The following is a 16203-nucleotide window of genomic DNA, read 5'->3' as shown; positions in this document are numbered from 1 at the left end:
CCGCCATTGCTAACGCTGGATCAGCGGTTGAACTTTATTATCGATAGCTTCCCGGGCGCGGAAAATACGCGAACGTACGGTTCCGACCGGGCAATCCATGATGGCGGCTATCTCTTCGTAGCTTAGACCATCCAACTCCCGCAGGGTAATCGCCATGCGAAGATCCTCGGGGAGCGACTCAATGGTACGGAAAACTATCTGTCTCAGCTCTTCTGACAACATTAAGTTCTCAGGGTTCGAAATTTCTTTCAGTGCGCCCGCACTTTCGTAATTTTCCGCATCGTTGGCGTCCACATCACTGGATGGCGGACGGCGCCCCTGAGCAACCAGATAATTCTTTGCCGTGTTCACGGCGATTCGATACAACCAGGTATAAAAAGCGCTGTCGCCACGGAACGATTCCAGTGCGCGATAGGCCTTGATAAACGACTCCTGCACCACATCGGGCACATCGCCCTGCGGCACATAGCGGGAAACGAGACTCGCCACCTTATGCTGATAGCGCACTACCAGTAGGTTAAACGATTTCTGATCGCCCTTTTGGACCCGCTCGACCAGAACTTGATCCGTTAACTGCTCGCTCATCCGAGGTAAACTCTCCCCAAATCCGTCTCCACGCGTAAAATTGTACTGCCAGCCATACATTATTTTCCTGAGCAAGCACTCGCTTGGAGTTCATATAGAACACGAAGTTCCATATCGCCATTGTTTTTTCTGTTGATGTCACCCTATCCGTGGCTTTTGCCCGGACAGTTAGGCTAACATGAAATTCACTCTTCTTCTGCACACATCATACGTTATGCAACCATCATCTGAACATGTAAGCGATGTACTGATCGTCGGCAGCGGCGCTGCGGGCCTGTCACTGGCGCTGCGCCTGGCGCAGCATTGCAAGGTTACCGTTCTCAGCAAGGGGCCGCTCAGCGAGGGCGCCACCTTTTACGCCCAGGGCGGGATCGCCGCGGTGTTCGATGAGACGGACAGCATTGCCTCACACGTTGATGACACTTTGATTGCCGGCGCCGGCCTGTGCGACAAAGAGGCCGTCGAATTCATCGCCGGCAACGCGCGCCACTGCGTGCAGTGGCTGATCGATCAGGGCGTGCTGTTCGACACCGAGGTCAACGCGCAGGGCGAAGAGCATTATCACCTCACGCGCGAAGGCGGCCACAGCCATCGCCGCATCCTGCACGCCGCGGACGCGACCGGTAAGGAAGTAGAGACCACGCTGGTGGGGAAAGCAAGCGCTCACCCCAATATTTGCGTGATGGAGCGCCGCAACGCGGTTGACCTTATCACCTCGAACAAAATCGGCCTGCCGGGCACCCGCCGAGTGGTGGGCGCGTACGTCTGGAACCGCGAACTGGAGCGGGTGGAAACCTACCGCGCCAAAACGGTGGTGCTGGCGACCGGCGGCGCGGCCAAGGTATACCAATACACCACCAACCCGGACATCTCCTCCGGCGACGGCATCGCCATGGCCTGGCGCGCCGGCTGCCGGGTCGCCAACCTGGAGTTCAACCAGTTCCACCCGACCTGCCTGTTCCATCCGCAGGCGCGCAACTTCCTGCTGACCGAAGCGCTGCGCGGCGAAGGGGCTTACCTGAAGCGCCCGGACGGCAGCCGCTTTATGCCAGATTTCGACCCGCGCGGCGAACTGGCCCCACGCGATATCGTCGCCCGCGCCATCGACCATGAAATGAAGCGCCTGGGCGCCGACTGCATGTACCTGGACATCAGCCACAAGCCGGCGGAGTTCATCACCCAGCACTTCCCGATGATCCACGAGAAGCTGCTGACGCTGGGCTTCGATCTGACCCGGCAGCCGATCCCGATCGTCCCGGCGGCGCACTACACCTGCGGCGGCGTGATGGTCGATCAGCACGGCCGCACCGATCTCGACGGGCTGTACGCCATCGGCGAGGTCAGCTATACCGGCCTGCACGGCGCCAACCGCATGGCGTCGAATTCGCTGCTGGAGTGCCTGGTGTACGGTTGGTCGGCGGCGGAAGACATTCTGCAGCGCCTGCCGTTCATTCAGCAGGCCAAACAGGTGCCGCACTGGGATGAAAGCCGGGTGGACGATGCGGACGAACGGGTGGTGATTCAGCACAACTGGCACGAGCTGCGGCTGTTCATGTGGGATTACGTCGGCATCGTGCGCACCACCAAGCGGCTGGAGCGCGCCCTGCGCCGCATCAACACCCTGCAGGCGGAAATCGACGAGTACTACGCTCACTTCCGCATCTCCAACAACCTGCTGGAGCTGCGCAATCTGGTGCAGGTGGCAGAGCTTATCGTGCGCAGCGCCATGGCGCGCAAAGAGAGCCGCGGCCTGCACTACACGCTGGACTACCCGGATTTACTGCCGGAAGCGCTGCCGACCATATTGCAGCCTTAAACGCTGCGACAGGGCGCCTAATCGGTGCCCTTTTCTTTTCAGTAGAACAGGTAGAAGTCAGCGATCAACCGGCGGAAATCGTCGGTGTAGCTGCCGTCGGCCTGCTTGATCGCCAGCGCCTGCTCCCGCAGCGGCGTTTCCCGCCGCGTCAGCGCCAGCAGCACCCGGTGCAGCGGCGTATCGGCCCGATCGCTGACGTTCACTTTCGCCGCCGTGTGCCAGCCGCTTTGCTGCGCCAGGCGTTCGAATTCGGCGCCGATATCGTGCGGCAGCACCACGCAGAACGTCCCCTGTTCCGTCAGCAGCTGCGCCGCACAGGCCAACAGCGCCTCGTGTGTCAGGGTTTCGGTGTAGCGCGCGTTGTGGCGCGCCTGGTCGCGGCAGGCCACCGCCGGCTCGAAATACGGCGGATTGCTGACGATCAGATCATACTCAGCGGCATGCCGCTGCGCATAATGGTGAATATCCTGCGCATGCACGCGGATCCGCTGTGGCCACGGCGATGCCGCCGCATTTTCGCGCGCCTGGCCGGCGGCGGCTTCGTCCAGCTCCACCGCGTCAATGGTCACTTCGTCGCCGCTGCGCTGCGCCAGCATCAGCGCGATCAGCCCGCTGCCGCTGCCGATGTCCAGCACCCGGCGCGCCTGCCCCAGCGGCGCCCAGGCGCCGAGCAGCACCCCGTCGGTGCCCACTTTCATGGCGCAACGATCGTGGGCGACAAAGAATTGTTTAAAGGTAAAACCCCCGCGGCGCGGGGTAAAATCGGCTTTCGATCGCTTGCTCACACTCACCACCTGGCTATAAAACTGGCGTAGCATAAGGCAATCTGATCGGCGGGAAAAGAGCGGCTTTCCGCTTAAATAGGTGAAGATCGCGGCCAACCCGTCTATAATCGGCGCCCCAAGTAGAGGTAGACCATGACAGCAACCACTTTTTCCGAACTCGAACTCGATGATCGCCTGATCGACGCGCTGCGCGACAAAGGCTACGATCGCCCCACTGCCATTCAGGCCGCTGCGATCCCGCCGGCGATGGACGGGCGCGACGTCTTAGGTTCGGCTCCGACCGGCACCGGCAAAACCGCCGCCTTCCTGCTGCCCGTGCTGCAGCACCTGCTGGACTTTCCACGCAAAAAATCCGGCCCGCCGCGCGTGCTGATCCTGACGCCAACGCGTGAACTGGCGATGCAGGTCGCCGATCAGGCGCGTGAATTGGCTGCTCATACCTCGCTGGATATCGCCACCATCACCGGCGGCGTCGCTTACATGAACCACGCGGAAGTGTTCAGCGAAAATCAGGACGTGGTGGTCGCCACCACCGGCCGTTTGCTGCAATACATTAAAGAAGAGAACTTCGACTGCCGCGCGGTGGAAACCCTGATCCTCGACGAAGCCGACCGCATGCTCGACATGGGCTTCGCGCAGGACATCGAAACCATCTCCGCCGAAACCCGCTGGCGCAACCAGACGCTGCTGTTCTCCGCCACGCTGGAAGGCGAAGCAATTCGCGAATTCGCCGAGCGCATCCTGAAAGAGCCAGTGGAAGTGGAAGCCGATCCGTCGCGCCGCGAACGCAAAAAGATCCTGCAGTGGTACTACCGCGCCGATGACGTGCAGCACAAAACCGCGCTGCTGATCCACCTGCTGAAGCAGCAGGACGTGCAGAAATCGGTGATCTTCGTGCGCAAACGCGAACGCGTGCACGAGCTGGCCACCTGGCTGCGCGAAGCGGGCATCAACACCTGCTATCTCGAAGGCGAAATGGTGCAGGCCAAACGCAACGAAGCGGTTAAACGCATGATGGATGGCCGGGTTAACGTGCTGGTCGCCACCGACGTTGCCGCGCGCGGCCTGGATATCCTCGATATCACCCACGTGTTCAACTTCGACATGCCGCGCACAGCGGATACTTACCTGCACCGCATTGGCCGTACCGGCCGCGCCGGGCGCAAAGGCACCGCCATTTCGCTGGTGGAAGCGCACGACCATCTGCTGCTGGGCAAAGTGGGCCGTTACCTGAACGAGCCGCTGAAAGCGCGCGTGATCGACGAACTGCGGCCAAAAACCAAGGTGCCGAACGAGAAGAGCAACGGCAAGCCGTCGAAAAAAGTGCTGGCCAAACGCGCGGAAGATAAAGCGAAGAACAAAGAAAAGGCCAAGGTGAAAGTGCGCCATCGCGACGCCAAAAACGTCGGCAAACGCCGTCAGGCGAAGGCCAAACCGGCCGGCGACGCGTAATAACCATCGCTGCCTAAGAAAAAACCGCCTGTACAGGCGGTTTTTTTATGGGCGTTTACGGCTGCGCGTAGTGCGTGGCCAGGCGGTGCCCCTGCAGCCATTTGTCCAGTTCGCGGAACTGCGCCTTCAGCTCGTCATTCTGCAAATGCGCCGGCGTTTGCGAGAAATAAAACTGGAACGCAAAGCCCTGCTGGTTGCGCGCCCGGGCATCGGCCCCGGCCTGCAACAACAGCAGCGCCAGGTGCGGCGCGTTAATCTTCGCCGCCAGATGCAGCGGGGTATCCCCCAGCCGATCGCTCAAGGTGGTGTCCGCCCCGGCCGCCAGCAACAGCCGCAGTTGATCTTCGCGCCCGGCCAGCACCGCCGCCGCGAGCGGCGTGGCGCCGGTAACGGCATTGCGCACGTTCACCGGTGCCCCTTCGGTCAGCAGCAACCGCAGGTACTGCGCGTCTTGCAACATCGCCGCGGTGTGCAGCGCGCTGTTACCGTCCAGCCCCGCCGCCGCCGGGTCGGCCCCGAGATCCAGCAACGCCTGCACGCTACCCGGCTGCTGCGAAAGCACCGCCCACTGCAACAGCGTGACCTGCCGATCGCCCCGCTCGCGCAAACGATCCTGCGTGGCCTGCGCACGGATGCCCTGCGTATCGCCGCGCGCCACCGCCTGAGCCAGCGCCAGATTGCTGTGGCCGTCAAACGGCGAAATCTCCTGCCCCATCTGTTGCTCCTTAGCCATCATCAGTAAACCGGTCACCGCGACCAGCGCCAGTAAGGCTATCGCCAGCGCCCACCGCAAGCGACGCCCTTCAGGCATTGGCCTTCGCCTCCCACGGCTTTTGTTCCGCCATCGAGCTTATCACCTTGTCGATGCCGTGCGCCGTCAGGCTGCGATCCAGATGCTTGCTCGGCCGCCAGTCATCGATGCCGGTCAGGGTATCGTTGTTGGCCAGGGTGATGTTGTGGCCGATGGCATCCGGGATCAGCGAGGTCGATTCCTGGGTGCTGGTCAGCATGTCATATTGCTCGCTGTAGCGGCGAATGCTGCCGGCTTCGGCATCTTTCTTCGCCGCCGCCGGATCGATACCCAGGCGATTCAGGGTGTAATCCGAGACCCCGGCCGCGTTGAAGGTGACCGCGACGGTGCCGGTCGCCAGCGCCGCCGTGGCCGCAAGGCCGCCGCCGAGCGAATGGCCGGCGATCACCAGCGCATCGCCGAAGGCCGCCTTGGCGCTTTTGGCGGCGGCAACCGCCTGATTGTACTGCACATCGTCATAGCCCGTCGCCTGCCGCACGTTGCTCAGCCAGTCGCGCCAGTCGTTGGTGCCGGCGAACGCCAGCACATACTGCTTGTCGTTGCTGTAAATCCCGGCCTGGAAACCGCTGCCCGCGTCGTGCAGGCTGGCGGGATCGATGCCAAAACCGAGCAGCGCGCTGTCGCTCAGGCGGTTGAACCCGGCGGCACCCTGGCCATTGAGTGAATAAACGTCCTTGGCCAACAGCGCCAATGCATAATCCCCCTCCTGCGATTGCTGCCCCCGCGTCACGCCCGGCGCTGCCGCCGCCGTCGGCGCCGCCGCTGAGATATCGCCGACCAGCGTATTCAACAGATTCTGCGCATTGAGCGTGTTCTGAGAGGGAGAGGCCACCGGCGCCGGATTTGCCGGCGTTGCCGCGGGCAGCGCCGCCGTCGCCGTCTCGGCAGCGGCGCGAGGTGTAGGGATCGCGGCCACCGGGGATACTGCAGAGGTAAAACTTAAAGGCATACTCATGCCGACTCCTTGTCGATAGACTTTTTATTGAGCACCTGAATAGGTGCTGATTTAGCTATCGGCAGGTCGGATGAGTTCTGTATTAGAAATGCTTATCTTTGTGCAGAATGTGATCCGCGTTCGATTTTCGGCCGTCAAACGCAGAAAAGGGAGCCGAAGCTCCCTGATTGACTGCGCCGCAAATTACAGGCTTTCGGTAAAGGTGCGGGCGATAACGTCGCGCTGCTGTTCCGGCGTCAGGGAGTTGAAGCGCACCGCATAGCCGGACACGCGGATGGTCAGCTGCGGGTATTTTTCCGGATGCTTGACCGCGTCTTCCAGGGTTTCGCGACGCAGCACGTTGACGTTCAGGTGCTGGCCGCCTTCCACGCGCACGGTCGGCTGCATTTCCAGCGGCACTTCACGGTATTCGATCTGGCCCAGGTCGCTCACCGCGACAACCTGATCTTCCGCGTAGTTGGCCTTGGCGCACACGCAGCGAGCTTCCGCTTTTTCATCGTCCAGCAGCCAGAAAGAATTCACCAGCGCCTGGTCGTTCGCTTTGGTAATTTGAATACCGGTAATCATTATGTTGCCTCCGTACAAGGGCGTAAAAATTCACGTCGTGAGAAAACCCAATTCTGGTTTCGGCCATTTGGTAAAACCATTGTTGTCTTGTTGTTCTGTATACCAGCCTGACCAAGCCAGTTCCTTGATTAAAGTCAATTTTTACCGGGTAGGCACAAGGCGTGAAGGGGCAAATTTATGTTTTATATCAATTTTCCCACTGCGGAAAAAACAATTATTTTTGTAAATTTTCAAAATTAATTGCATAAGACGCAGCGGCGAGAAATGAAAAGCGGGTTTCGCTGCGCGAGCCGACACGGTAAGCTATAGCCCATGAATTGCTAAAGAAAACAAAGGAGAGCGTTTATGGCCACCTCCCTCACCTGGCATGACGTGATCGGCAAAGAGAAAGAGCAGCCCTATTTTGTTGAAACGCTCGCCTTTGTTGCCGCTGAACGCCAGGCCGGTAAGACCATTTATCCACCGCAGAAGGACGTGTTCAACGCTTTCCGCTATACCGAGCTGGCGGACGTCAAAGTCGTCATCCTCGGCCAGGATCCCTACCACGGCCCCAATCAGGCGCACGGCCTCTCTTTCTCGGTGCGCCCCGGCGTGCCGGCGCCGCCGTCGCTGGTGAACATGTATAAAGAGCTGGCGACTGATATTCCCGGTTTCGAACGCCCGGATCATGGCTATCTGCAAAGCTGGGCCGAACAGGGGGTGCTGCTGCTCAACACCGTGCTGACGGTGGAAGGCGGCCGCGCGCACTCGCACGCCAACCTGGGCTGGGAAACCTTTACCGATAAAGTGATCGCCGCCCTGAACGAGAACCGCGAAGGCGTGGTGTTCCTGCTGTGGGGCTCGCACGCGCAGAAGAAAGGCAACTTTATCGACCGCAACCGCCACCATGTGCTGAAGGCACCGCACCCGTCGCCGCTCTCAGCCCACCGCGGCTTCCTCGGCTGCCGCCACTTCTCGCAGGCCAATCAGCTGCTGGAGCAACAAGGGCTCACGCCGATCGACTGGATGCCGCGCCTGCCGCAGGTGTAGTCCAGAGACAAAAAAGGCACCCTCGGGTGCCTTTCTTTATGCCGTTGCCGGGGCGATTACGCCTTGGCTTTGGAGACCGCAACCATCGCAGGGCGCAGCAGGCGGCCGTTCAGCGTATAACCTTTCTGCATCACCATCATCACGTGGTTCGGCTGATGATCGGCGGATTCCATCATGCTCATCGCCTGATGCACTTCCGGGTTGAACGGCACGTTGACGTCGCCGACGATCTCGATGCCGTACTTACGCACCACGTCCAGCAGCGATTTCAGCGTCAGCTCGATGCCTTCGATCATCGCAGCCAGTTCCGGATTGTTTTTATCCGCCAGATCCAGCGCGCGCTCCAGGTTGTCGATCACCGGCAGCAGATCGCCGGAGAATTTCTCCAGGGCGAACTTGTGCGCTTTCTCGACGTCCAGTTCGGCACGGCGGCGGATGTTCTCCGCTTCGGCTTTGGCGCGCAGCAGGCTGTCGCGCTCGTGCTGCTGAGCTTCCGCCAGTTGGGCTTCCAGTTCGGCGATACGCGCATCGCGCAGATCGACGCCTTCCGCCGCTTCCGGCAGCGTATCCTCGTGATGAGCGTGTTGTTCCATTTCTTCCGAGACTTGCTCGTTTGGCGTCTTCTGTTCTTTACTACTCATGAATATCTCCGCGTTTTAGCATTAATCTCGCAACTTGGCTTATTATGGGGATCAAAACCGGGGTTTCAAGTCAACCGGTCACAATGTGGGGCATAAACGGCTCCCGGTGAGGAAAATCACAACAAATGAATAAAAAATTCGCCTGTATTGGCATTGTTGGCCACCCGCGTCACCCTTCAGCGCTGGCAACCCACGAGATGCTGTTCCACTGGCTGGTCGCCCGCGGCTATTCGGTGATGGTCGAACGCCAGATCGCCCATGATTTAGGGCTGAAAGACGCCGTGACCGGCAGCCTGGCGGATATCGGCCAGCGCGCCGACCTGGCGGTGGTGGTCGGCGGCGACGGCAACATGCTCGGCGCCGCGCGCGTGCTGGCGCGCTACGACATCAAGGTGATCGGGGTCAACCGCGGCAACCTCGGCTTCCTCACCGATCTCGATCCCGACAACGCCCTGCAGCAGCTGGCGGACGTGCTGGAAGGCGAGTACATCGACGAACAGCGTTTCCTGCTGGAAACCATCGTGCATAAAGAGCACCAGCAGTGCCGCATCAGCACCGCCATCAACGAAGTGGTGCTACATCCCGGCAAAGTGGCGCACATGATCGAATTCGAGGTGTACATCGACGATCGTTTCGCCTTCTCGCAGCGTTCCGACGGCCTGATCATCGCCACGCCGACCGGCTCCACCGCCTACTCGCTCTCCGCCGGCGGACCGATCCTCACCCCGTCGCTGGAGGCGATCGCGCTGGTGCCGATGTTCCCGCATACCCTCTCCGCCCGGCCGCTGGTGATCAACGGCGACAGCACCATCCGCCTGAAGTTTTCGCAGATCGGCAGCGATCTGGAGATCAGCTGCGACAGCCAGATCGCGCTGCCGATCCAGGAAGGCGAAGAAGTGCTGATCCGCCGCAGCGATTTCCACCTGAACCTGATTCACCCGAAGGACTACAGCTATTTCAACACGTTAAGCACCAAACTGGGCTGGTCGAAAAAATTGTTCTAAAATCTGCGTCGGCCACTTTACTGTATATAAAACCAGTTTATACTGTATGAAACTACAGTTATGTGTTTATACACAGGAAGGTTCCCATGCTGGCGCAATTAACCATCAGCAACTTTGCTATCGTTCGTGAGTTGGAAATCGATTTTCAACCGGGTATGACGGCGATCACCGGTGAAACCGGCGCCGGCAAATCCATCGCCATCGATGCGCTGGGGCTGTGCCTCGGCAACCGCGCCGACGGCAACGTGGTGCGCCTGGGAGCCGCCCGCGCCGACATCTGCGCCCGTTTCTCGCTGGCGGACACCCCGTCCGCGCGCGAGTGGCTGGAACAGAACCAGCTGGACGACAGCAACGAATGCCTGCTGCGCCGGGTGATCAACGCCGACGGCCGTTCGCGCGGCTTTATCAACGGCACCGCCGTGCCGCTGTCGCAGCTGCGCGAGCTGGGGCAACGCCTGATCCAAATCCACGGCCAACACGCCCATCAGCTGCTGCTAAAACCGGAGCACCAAAAAGCGCTGCTCGACGCCTACGCCGACGAACCCGCCCTGCTGGCGGCGATGAGCCAGGCCTACCAACGCTGGCACCAGAGCTGTCGCGAGCTGGCGCACCATCAGCAGCAGTCCATCGAGCGCGAAGCGCGCAAGCAGCTGCTGCAATACCAATTGAAAGAGCTGAACGAATTCGCGCCGCAGGCCGGCGAGTTCGAACAGACCGACGCCGAGTACAAGCGCCTGGCCAACAGCGGCCAGCTGCTGACCCTCAGCCAGCAGACGCTGCAGCTGCTGGCCGACAGCGACGAGAACAACATGCTCAGCCAGCTATACAGCGCCAAGCACCTGCTGCTCGAGCTGGCCGGGCTGGACGACAAACTCAGCGGCCTGCTGGACATGCTGGAAGAGGCCTCTATCCAGATCAGCGAAGCCAGCGACGAGCTGCGCCACTACGCCGATCGCATGGATCTCGATCCCAACCGCCTGCACGAGTTGGAACAGCGCCTGTCGCGCCAAATCAGCCTGGCGCGCAAACACCAGGTTGCGCCGGAAGAGCTGCCGCAGCTGCATCAGCAGTTGCTGGATGAACAGCAGCTGCTGTCGCAGCAGGAAAGCGACCATGAGCACCTGAACGAGGCGGTCACCCTGCATCACCAGCAGGCGCTGGCGCTGGCGGAACAGTTGCATCAGAAACGTCTGCATTACGCCGCCGAGCTGACCACGCTCATCACCGACAGCATGCAGGCGCTCTCCATGCCGCACGGCAAGTTCAACATCGACGTGCGTTTCGAGCCGCAGCATCTGAGCGCCGAAGGGGCCAGCCGCACCGAGTTCTGCGTCTCCACCAACCCGGGGCAGCCGCTGCAGCCGCTGGCGAAGGTCGCCTCCGGCGGTGAGCTGTCACGCATCGCGCTGGCGATTCAGGTGATCACCGCCCGCAAGATGGAAACCCCGGCGCTGATCTTCGATGAGGTGGACGTGGGTATCAGCGGCCCGACCGCCGCCATCGTCGGCCGCCTGCTGCGCCAGCTCGGCGAATCCACCCAGGTGATGTGCGTGACCCACCTGCCGCAGGTGGCCGGATGCGGGCATCAACACCTGTTCGTCAGCAAGCAGACCGACGGCACGGTCACCGAAACCCAAATGGCGCCGCTGGATAAACGCGCCCGGCTGCAGGAGCTGGCGCGCCTGCTCGGCGGCAGTGAAGTCACCCGCAATACGTTGGCGAACGCCAAAGAACTGCTGGCGGCATAAAAAAGCTCAACTTTTTCACTTTCCTGCGGTCTGACAGTGACGCTGTTGACCCGAAAGATATCTAAAGTGCGGCGCGGCGGCGATCCTAAGCCTCCTCAACGGCCTGAAACAGGCCAAGCGCTTGAGGTGCTGAAAGAAAGCCAACGCGTCGCAACTTGAAAGATGAAGGGTATAAAGGTTTCCAACTGCCGCAAGGTCTATTATCATCGGCATCCTATGCCCTAAAGGAATGTGATTACTATGCGCTGTAAAACGCTGACTGCCGCCGCTGTAGTTCTTGTGATGCTGACTGCAGGCTGTTCTACTTTTGAAAAGGTGGTTTATCGTCCTGACATCAACCAGGGGAACTACCTGACGTCGACCGACGTGGCGAAAATTCAGAAAGGGATGACCCAGCAACAGGTCGCTTACACATTGGGCACCCCAATGCTGCAAGACCCGTTCGGGACTCAGACGTGGTTCTATGTGTTCCGCCAGCAGCCTGGCCATGAAGACATCACCCAGCAGACGCTGACGCTGACCTTCGACAGCGCAGGCGTGTTGACCGATATCCAGAACAAACCGGCGCTGACCAAGTAATCGGCGCCGCCCGCTCTTCCGGCCCATGAGGGGGCATGGTGTTCCTCATGACAGTCGCAGGCTGCAACGCGGAAGAGAAAATCAGTTTCAGATAAAAAAATAAGGCGCTATAAGCGCCTTATTTTTTTGCCTTTTCTGCCCGTTGCCGGCGCAGCTCTTTCGGATCGGCTATCAGCGGCCGGTAGATCTCCACCCGGTCGCCGTCGTTCAGCGTATCGCCCAGCTTGGCCGGGCGGCTGTAGATGCCGATTTTGTTGCTCTTGAGATCGATATCCTGGCGCAGCTCCAGCAGGCCCGAAGCCTGGATCGCTTGCTCGACGCTGCTGCCCTCGGCCAGCTTCACCTTGCGCAGGTACTGGCGCTCCGGCAAGGCGTACACCACCTCGACCTGGATGTCAGACACTGTAGACCTCTTTCGCCCGCTGGGTGAATGCCTGCACCATGTTGCCCGCCAGCTCCTTGAACACTTTGCCGAACGCCAGCTCAATCAGTTTGTTGGTGAACTCGAAGTCCAGGTGCAGCTCCACCTTGCAGGCCTCTTCGCTCAGCGGCGTGAACTGCCAACCGCCCATCAGCTTGCGGAACGGGCCATCGACCAGTTGCATATTGATGCTCTGGTTATCCAGCAGCGTATTGCGCGTGGTGAAGGTCTTGCTGATACCGGCCTTGGCGACGTCCACCGCGGCGGTCATTTCGTTGGAGGTAGCGTTAAGCACCCGGCTGCCGGTGCAACCTGGCAGAAAATCGGGATAAGAGTGAACATCGTTAACCAACTGATACATCTGCTCGGCGCTGAACGGCACTAATGCAGACCGACTGATCTGGGGCATATCATTTCCTGTGAGACATAAAACGTACAGATAATACCATTTATCTGGCGGCAAACAAAAAATCTGCTAAGGGATGAGGGCGCCAAAAATGCGAAAAATTGCGCAGGTGCTGAACGGGAAAGGATTTCTTTCGCTGAAGCATCCAGTATAATGAACGCACTATGACAAAGAAAAAAGCACACAAACCCGGTTCCGCCACCATTGCTCAAAACAAGCGCGCGCGTTTCGAATACTTCATTGAAGAAGAGTTCGAGGCGGGCCTGTCGCTGCAAGGGTGGGAAGTTAAATCGCTGCGTGCAGGCAAAGCCAACCTCAGCGACAGCTACGTGACGTTCCGTGACGGTGAAGCCTATCTGTTTGGCGCCACCATCACTCCGCTCAACGTGGCTTCGTCGCATGTGGTGTGCGATCCGACGCGTACCCGTAAACTGCTGCTGAAACGACGCGAGCTGGATACCCTGCTCGGCCGCGTCAACCGCGATGGCTACACCGTGGTGGCCTTGTCCCTGTATTGGAAAAATGCCTGGAGCAAGATCAAGATCGGCGTAGCCAAAGGCAAGAAAGAGCACGACAAACGCGATGACATCAAAGATCGCGAATGGCAGACGGCGAAAGCCCGTATCATGAAGCACGCCAATCGTTAAGCCGCTGGCTTATCGAAGTAAACTTCTGGTATACTGCACAAAGTTACTTGGGGCTGATTCTGGATTCGACGGGATTTGCGAAGCCCTAGGAGCATGCCGAGGGGCGGTTGGCCTCGTAAAAAGCCGCAAAAAAATAGTCGCAAACGACGAAAACTACGCTTTAGCAGCTTAATACCCTGCTTAGAGCCCTCTCTCCCTAGCCTCCGCTCTTAGGACGGGGATCAAGAGAGGTCAAACCCAAAAGAGATCGCGTGGATGTCCTGCCTGGGGCTGAAGCGTTAAACTCAATCAGGCTAGTCTGTCAGTAGCGTGTCCATCCGCAGCTGGCCGGCGAATGTAAAGATTGGACTAAGCATGTAGTGCCGACGGTGTAGTAATTTCGGACGCGGGTTCAACTCCCGCCAGCTCCACCAAATACGTCGCCAGTGAACCAGATAGACCCGGCGATAATAGCGAAAAAGCCCACAACTTCGGTTGCGGGCTTTTTTGTATCCGTAACCATCCGAGCGTATCCGGCTCAATCCAGTGATTATCGGTATACGATTAGGTATACGCTAAAACGTATGCCAATGGCGTATACCAATAAACGGACGCTCCCTTGCATGGCGCGGACGACACGCCCCCTCACCAATAAAGGCCTGGCCGAACGGCGCGTGCAGCGAGTGATCCTGGCGCGCAACCTGCTGGCTGGGCACGCTGTGCAACCGAGAGTTGGCGCAGGCAGCGAAGGATATTGCCGCCACGGGCCTGGCGCAGCGGCCAGGGCAGCAGCTTGCCGCGACGGTACGCGGTAGCGCGGCGTCATGGGAAATTGCCCGGTCATGTCACCCCAGTCTTAGTTGAAGCTCCGCAATACATGATTGGCGGATTGCGCCACGAACCTCCCTCGGATCACATGGAGACTTGCAACCGTTCAGTTCCAGTTGTGACCGACACCTCTACATCAAGATCGCGACCGGCCATCCTGCTGAAGTGTCTGAAGGTAGGCGCTGAACATCCCGGTCATTGCATCAGCATAGGCTTTGATTTCAGCCTTGGATCGCCGGGTTTGGGAAAAGCTGTTGCCCAAGGTACTGAGCGTGGTGAAGATGAGATCGCCGGCCAATTCGCGGGAGGCGGTAGACGCTTCTGGCAAGACCTCCATCATGAAGGCGTCGATCATCCGGTCTCCTTCGGCCCTGGCCTGGCGCGCCTCGGGGTTGTCGCGATAGAGCGGAGCCACGTCATTGAGCGCGCCGCGAATCTCTGCTTCTTCGCACTCGGTGCGAAGGAAGGCATGCACAAGGGTTCGCAGTCGCTCCAAGGGCGGTGTACCGGAATCTTCGAGGATGTTTTGCAGCATCCGGGTCGTCTGCATCCATTCATCGACCTGAAGACGGAACAGGATCGACTCCTTGTTGGGGAAATACTGATAGATCGACCCGACGCTAACGCCGGCTTTCTCAGCAACGCGTGCTGTGGTGAACCGAGTAACGCCTTCCTCGGCCAAAACCTGTGTGGCGGCTTCCAGAATGGCTGCCACCAGCTCGGTCGAACGCGCCTGTTGGGGTTGCTTGCGCGAGGTAATCTGTGGACGACGGCGGGTGATCATGGTGGTGTAGTGATTCCAAGCTTAGCGGACAGAAACGCGGTCAATCTTCCCAATCCATTAATGCGACGGATTGTTCGCATATTAGCATAGCACAGGGCGTCACCTCAATCCTGAGTGAATGGCCTGCGTGGTCAATATTGCCGCCGTAGCACGCACACATCGCCCTCTCCCCTCACGCATCTTGGGAAGGCATATCTTCTCGATGCGCATCGTTTGAAAGACCGCTCTACATCTCAACCATGTTCCCGTTTTAGTGACGAAAAACCTGAGCATTTGGCGACTCTTCGATCTTCGAGGATGCAACTGGATAGGCGCAACCGCCGTGTTTTCAAGGCAACCACGATGATTCGCTTGTCGGTTTTGGAAGGCAGAAAACGCGAACCTCAATGCGAATTTCTAACATGATGGATTCGTCATATTATTTCATCAACGCGAATGATTATTCGCATTTAAGGCGCCTCAACACAAAGGCTCTGTCTATCCAACCTCGAACCGGACAACTTTATGACCTCAACACTGACCAATCTACCGCTGGCACCATTGCTAGATCGCCTGTTCAAACAGGCCGACCGGGCCACCAGTCCGGCAATGGCGGGCATCTCGCGCGAAGATCGTGAGCGCCTGATGAGCAGCAAAACCGAGTACCTCGACTTCTACAGTCGCGCCAAGGACTTGTGGCTGCCGGTGTCGCGCGAGACCGGCGTGCTGCTGTACCAACTGGCACGCAGCACGGGCGCGCGCAGCATTGTCGAGTTCGGCACCTCGTTCGGACTCTCGACCCTGTATCTGGCGGCTGCGCTGCGCGACAACGGTGGCGGCCACCTGATCGGCAGCGAGTTCGAGCCTTCGAAGGTTGCCAAGGCTCGCCAGCATCTTGTTGAAGGCGGCGTGGATGACTTGGTCGAAATCCGTGAAGGCGACGCCCTGAAAACGCTGGCCACGAACCTCCCCGACTCCATCGACCTGCTACTGCTCGATGGCGCCAAGTCGATCTACTGCGAAGTCCTCGACTTAGTCGAACACCGCCTGCGCCCCGGCGCACTAATCGTCGCCGACAATGCCGACTACAGCCCTGACTACCTCGCGCGCGTACGCTCTCCGAACAAGGGCTATCTGTCCGTACCGTTTGGCGAAGACGTGGAACTGTCGATCCGGCTGGCCTGAAT

Annotated in this window: 17 protein-coding genes and 1 other RNA gene; 9 read left to right on the top strand and 9 right to left on the bottom strand. The window is 59.4% G+C overall.

Features of this window, described 5'->3' with window-relative positions:
• Positions 1-9: 9 nt before the first annotated feature.
• Positions 10-585 carry an RNA polymerase sigma factor RpoE gene (rpoE, locus tag ACJ8MK_RS14825; RefSeq protein ID WP_004929136.1) on the bottom strand — a complete coding sequence of 192 codons (576 nt, stop codon included), beginning with the start codon at positions 583-585 and terminating at the stop codon, positions 10-12.
• A 214-nt stretch (positions 586-799) separates the two neighbouring features.
• Between rpoE and nadB the strand changes: the two genes are divergently transcribed.
• Positions 800-2401: an L-aspartate oxidase gene (gene nadB / locus ACJ8MK_RS14820; RefSeq protein WP_019452310.1), complete on the top strand. Its 1602-nt coding sequence runs from the start codon at positions 800-802 to the stop codon at positions 2399-2401.
• Between the two features lie 38 nt (positions 2402-2439).
• Here nadB and trmN read toward each other — a convergent pair whose 3' ends face one another.
• Positions 2440-3219, bottom strand: coding sequence for a tRNA(1)(Val) (adenine(37)-N(6))-methyltransferase TrmN (trmN, locus tag ACJ8MK_RS14815; RefSeq protein WP_103830229.1), 780 nt, complete (start codon positions 3217-3219; stop codon positions 2440-2442).
• Positions 3220-3318: 99 nt separating this feature from the next.
• Between trmN and srmB the strand changes: the two genes are divergently transcribed.
• Positions 3319-4638, top strand: a complete 1320-nt coding sequence (gene srmB / locus ACJ8MK_RS14810; RefSeq protein ID WP_442517853.1) for an ATP-dependent RNA helicase SrmB — start codon at positions 3319-3321, stop codon at positions 4636-4638.
• Between the two features lie 55 nt (positions 4639-4693).
• Here the strand turns inward: srmB and ACJ8MK_RS14805 are convergent, their stop codons facing one another.
• The 3 genes from ACJ8MK_RS14805 to grcA form a co-directional block, all read right to left on the bottom strand.
• Positions 4694-5449 carry an ankyrin repeat domain-containing protein gene (locus ACJ8MK_RS14805; RefSeq protein ID WP_308415157.1) on the bottom strand — a complete coding sequence of 252 codons (756 nt, stop codon included), beginning with the start codon at positions 5447-5449 and terminating at the stop codon, positions 4694-4696.
• A complete protein-coding gene (locus ACJ8MK_RS14800) occupies positions 5442-6404 on the bottom strand; it encodes a DUF2974 domain-containing protein (protein WP_033648946.1) in 963 nt (320 codons plus the stop codon). The genes ACJ8MK_RS14805 and ACJ8MK_RS14800 overlap by 8 nt, the downstream gene beginning before the upstream one ends.
• A gap of 183 nt (positions 6405-6587) precedes the next feature.
• On the bottom strand, positions 6588-6971 hold the full coding sequence (grcA, locus tag ACJ8MK_RS14795) for an autonomous glycyl radical cofactor GrcA (protein WP_004929114.1): 384 nt from the start codon (positions 6969-6971) through the stop codon (positions 6588-6590).
• A gap of 345 nt (positions 6972-7316) precedes the next feature.
• Between grcA and ung the strand changes: the two genes are divergently transcribed.
• Complete coding sequence (gene ung / locus ACJ8MK_RS14790; protein ID WP_442517852.1) at positions 7317-8000, top strand: uracil-DNA glycosylase; 684 nt, start codon at positions 7317-7319, stop codon at positions 7998-8000.
• 56 nt (positions 8001-8056) lie between these two features.
• On the opposite strand, the gene grpE is transcribed toward ung, so the two are convergent.
• On the bottom strand, positions 8057-8641 hold the full coding sequence (grpE, locus tag ACJ8MK_RS14785) for a nucleotide exchange factor GrpE (RefSeq protein ID WP_025159545.1): 585 nt from the start codon (positions 8639-8641) through the stop codon (positions 8057-8059).
• Positions 8642-8766: 125 nt separating this feature from the next.
• Between grpE and nadK the strand changes: the two genes are divergently transcribed.
• From nadK to bamE, 3 genes are all read left to right on the top strand, one after another.
• On the top strand, positions 8767-9645 hold the full coding sequence (gene nadK, locus ACJ8MK_RS14780) for an NAD(+) kinase (protein WP_019452304.1): 879 nt from the start codon (positions 8767-8769) through the stop codon (positions 9643-9645).
• Between the two features lie 86 nt (positions 9646-9731).
• Positions 9732-11393, top strand: coding sequence for a DNA repair protein RecN (recN, locus tag ACJ8MK_RS14775; RefSeq protein ID WP_038870807.1), 1662 nt, complete (start codon positions 9732-9734; stop codon positions 11391-11393).
• 240 nt (positions 11394-11633) lie between these two features.
• Complete coding sequence (gene bamE, locus ACJ8MK_RS14770) at positions 11634-11972, top strand: outer membrane protein assembly factor BamE (protein ID WP_004929101.1); 339 nt, start codon at positions 11634-11636, stop codon at positions 11970-11972.
• A gap of 118 nt (positions 11973-12090) precedes the next feature.
• Here bamE and ACJ8MK_RS14765 read toward each other — a convergent pair whose 3' ends face one another.
• Both ACJ8MK_RS14765 and ACJ8MK_RS14760 read right to left on the bottom strand, forming a co-directional pair.
• Complete coding sequence (locus tag ACJ8MK_RS14765; protein WP_004929098.1) at positions 12091-12375, bottom strand: RnfH family protein; 285 nt, start codon at positions 12373-12375, stop codon at positions 12091-12093.
• Positions 12368-12802, bottom strand: a complete 435-nt coding sequence (locus ACJ8MK_RS14760) for a type II toxin-antitoxin system RatA family toxin (protein WP_033648948.1) — start codon at positions 12800-12802, stop codon at positions 12368-12370. Before ACJ8MK_RS14760 ends, ACJ8MK_RS14765 begins: the two co-directional genes overlap by 8 nt.
• A 161-nt stretch (positions 12803-12963) precedes the next feature.
• Here ACJ8MK_RS14760 and smpB point away from each other — a divergent pair, with 161 nt between their 5' ends.
• Together smpB and ssrA are read left to right on the top strand one after the other, a co-directional pair.
• Positions 12964-13446 (top strand): SsrA-binding protein SmpB, encoded by a 483-nt coding sequence (smpB, locus tag ACJ8MK_RS14755; RefSeq protein ID WP_033654311.1) that lies wholly within the window; start codon positions 12964-12966, stop codon positions 13444-13446.
• 49 nt (positions 13447-13495) lie between these two features.
• Positions 13496-13859: a transfer-messenger RNA gene (gene ssrA, locus ACJ8MK_RS14750) on the top strand.
• A 530-nt stretch (positions 13860-14389) separates the two neighbouring features.
• Here the strand turns inward: ssrA and ACJ8MK_RS14745 are convergent.
• Positions 14390-15037 carry a TetR family transcriptional regulator gene (locus ACJ8MK_RS14745; protein ID WP_049232539.1) on the bottom strand — a complete coding sequence of 216 codons (648 nt, stop codon included), beginning with the start codon at positions 15035-15037 and terminating at the stop codon, positions 14390-14392.
• 504 nt (positions 15038-15541) lie between these two features.
• Here ACJ8MK_RS14745 and ACJ8MK_RS14740 point away from each other — a divergent pair.
• Positions 15542-16201: an O-methyltransferase gene (locus tag ACJ8MK_RS14740; protein ID WP_049232537.1), complete on the top strand. Its 660-nt coding sequence runs from the start codon at positions 15542-15544 to the stop codon at positions 16199-16201.
• Positions 16202-16203 lie beyond the last annotated feature (2 nt).

It is taken from the genome of Serratia sp. CY38905, assembly GCF_052168875.1.
Lineage (GTDB): Bacteria > Pseudomonadota > Gammaproteobacteria > Enterobacterales > Enterobacteriaceae > Serratia > Serratia sarumanii.
This window is presented reverse-complemented; position numbering and strand designations above follow the sequence as displayed.

Coding starts and splice junctions, on each gene's coding strand:
- srmB (WP_442517853.1), top strand. CDS start 3,319: ATGACAGCAACCACTTTTTCCGAACTCGAACTCGATGATCGCCTGATC.
- ACJ8MK_RS14745 (WP_049232539.1), bottom strand. CDS start 15,037: ATGATCACCCGCCGTCGTCCACAGATTACCTCGCGCAAGCAACCCCAA.
- nadB (WP_019452310.1), top strand. CDS start 800: ATGCAACCATCATCTGAACATGTAAGCGATGTACTGATCGTCGGCAGC.
- ACJ8MK_RS14740 (WP_049232537.1), top strand. CDS start 15,542: ATGACCTCAACACTGACCAATCTACCGCTGGCACCATTGCTAGATCGC.
- ung (WP_442517852.1), top strand. CDS start 7,317: ATGGCCACCTCCCTCACCTGGCATGACGTGATCGGCAAAGAGAAAGAG.
- grcA (WP_004929114.1), bottom strand. CDS start 6,971: ATGATTACCGGTATTCAAATTACCAAAGCGAACGACCAGGCGCTGGTG.
- smpB (WP_033654311.1), top strand. CDS start 12,964: ATGACAAAGAAAAAAGCACACAAACCCGGTTCCGCCACCATTGCTCAA.
- grpE (WP_025159545.1), bottom strand. CDS start 8,641: ATGAGTAGTAAAGAACAGAAGACGCCAAACGAGCAAGTCTCGGAAGAA.
- ACJ8MK_RS14760 (WP_033648948.1), bottom strand. CDS start 12,802: ATGCCCCAGATCAGTCGGTCTGCATTAGTGCCGTTCAGCGCCGAGCAG.
- recN (WP_038870807.1), top strand. CDS start 9,732: ATGCTGGCGCAATTAACCATCAGCAACTTTGCTATCGTTCGTGAGTTG.
- trmN (WP_103830229.1), bottom strand. CDS start 3,219: ATGCTACGCCAGTTTTATAGCCAGGTGGTGAGTGTGAGCAAGCGATCG.
- nadK (WP_019452304.1), top strand. CDS start 8,767: ATGAATAAAAAATTCGCCTGTATTGGCATTGTTGGCCACCCGCGTCAC.
- rpoE (WP_004929136.1), bottom strand. CDS start 585: ATGAGCGAGCAGTTAACGGATCAAGTTCTGGTCGAGCGGGTCCAAAAG.
- ACJ8MK_RS14800 (WP_033648946.1), bottom strand. CDS start 6,404: ATGAGTATGCCTTTAAGTTTTACCTCTGCAGTATCCCCGGTGGCCGCG.
- bamE (WP_004929101.1), top strand. CDS start 11,634: ATGCGCTGTAAAACGCTGACTGCCGCCGCTGTAGTTCTTGTGATGCTG.
- ACJ8MK_RS14805 (WP_308415157.1), bottom strand. CDS start 5,449: ATGCCTGAAGGGCGTCGCTTGCGGTGGGCGCTGGCGATAGCCTTACTG.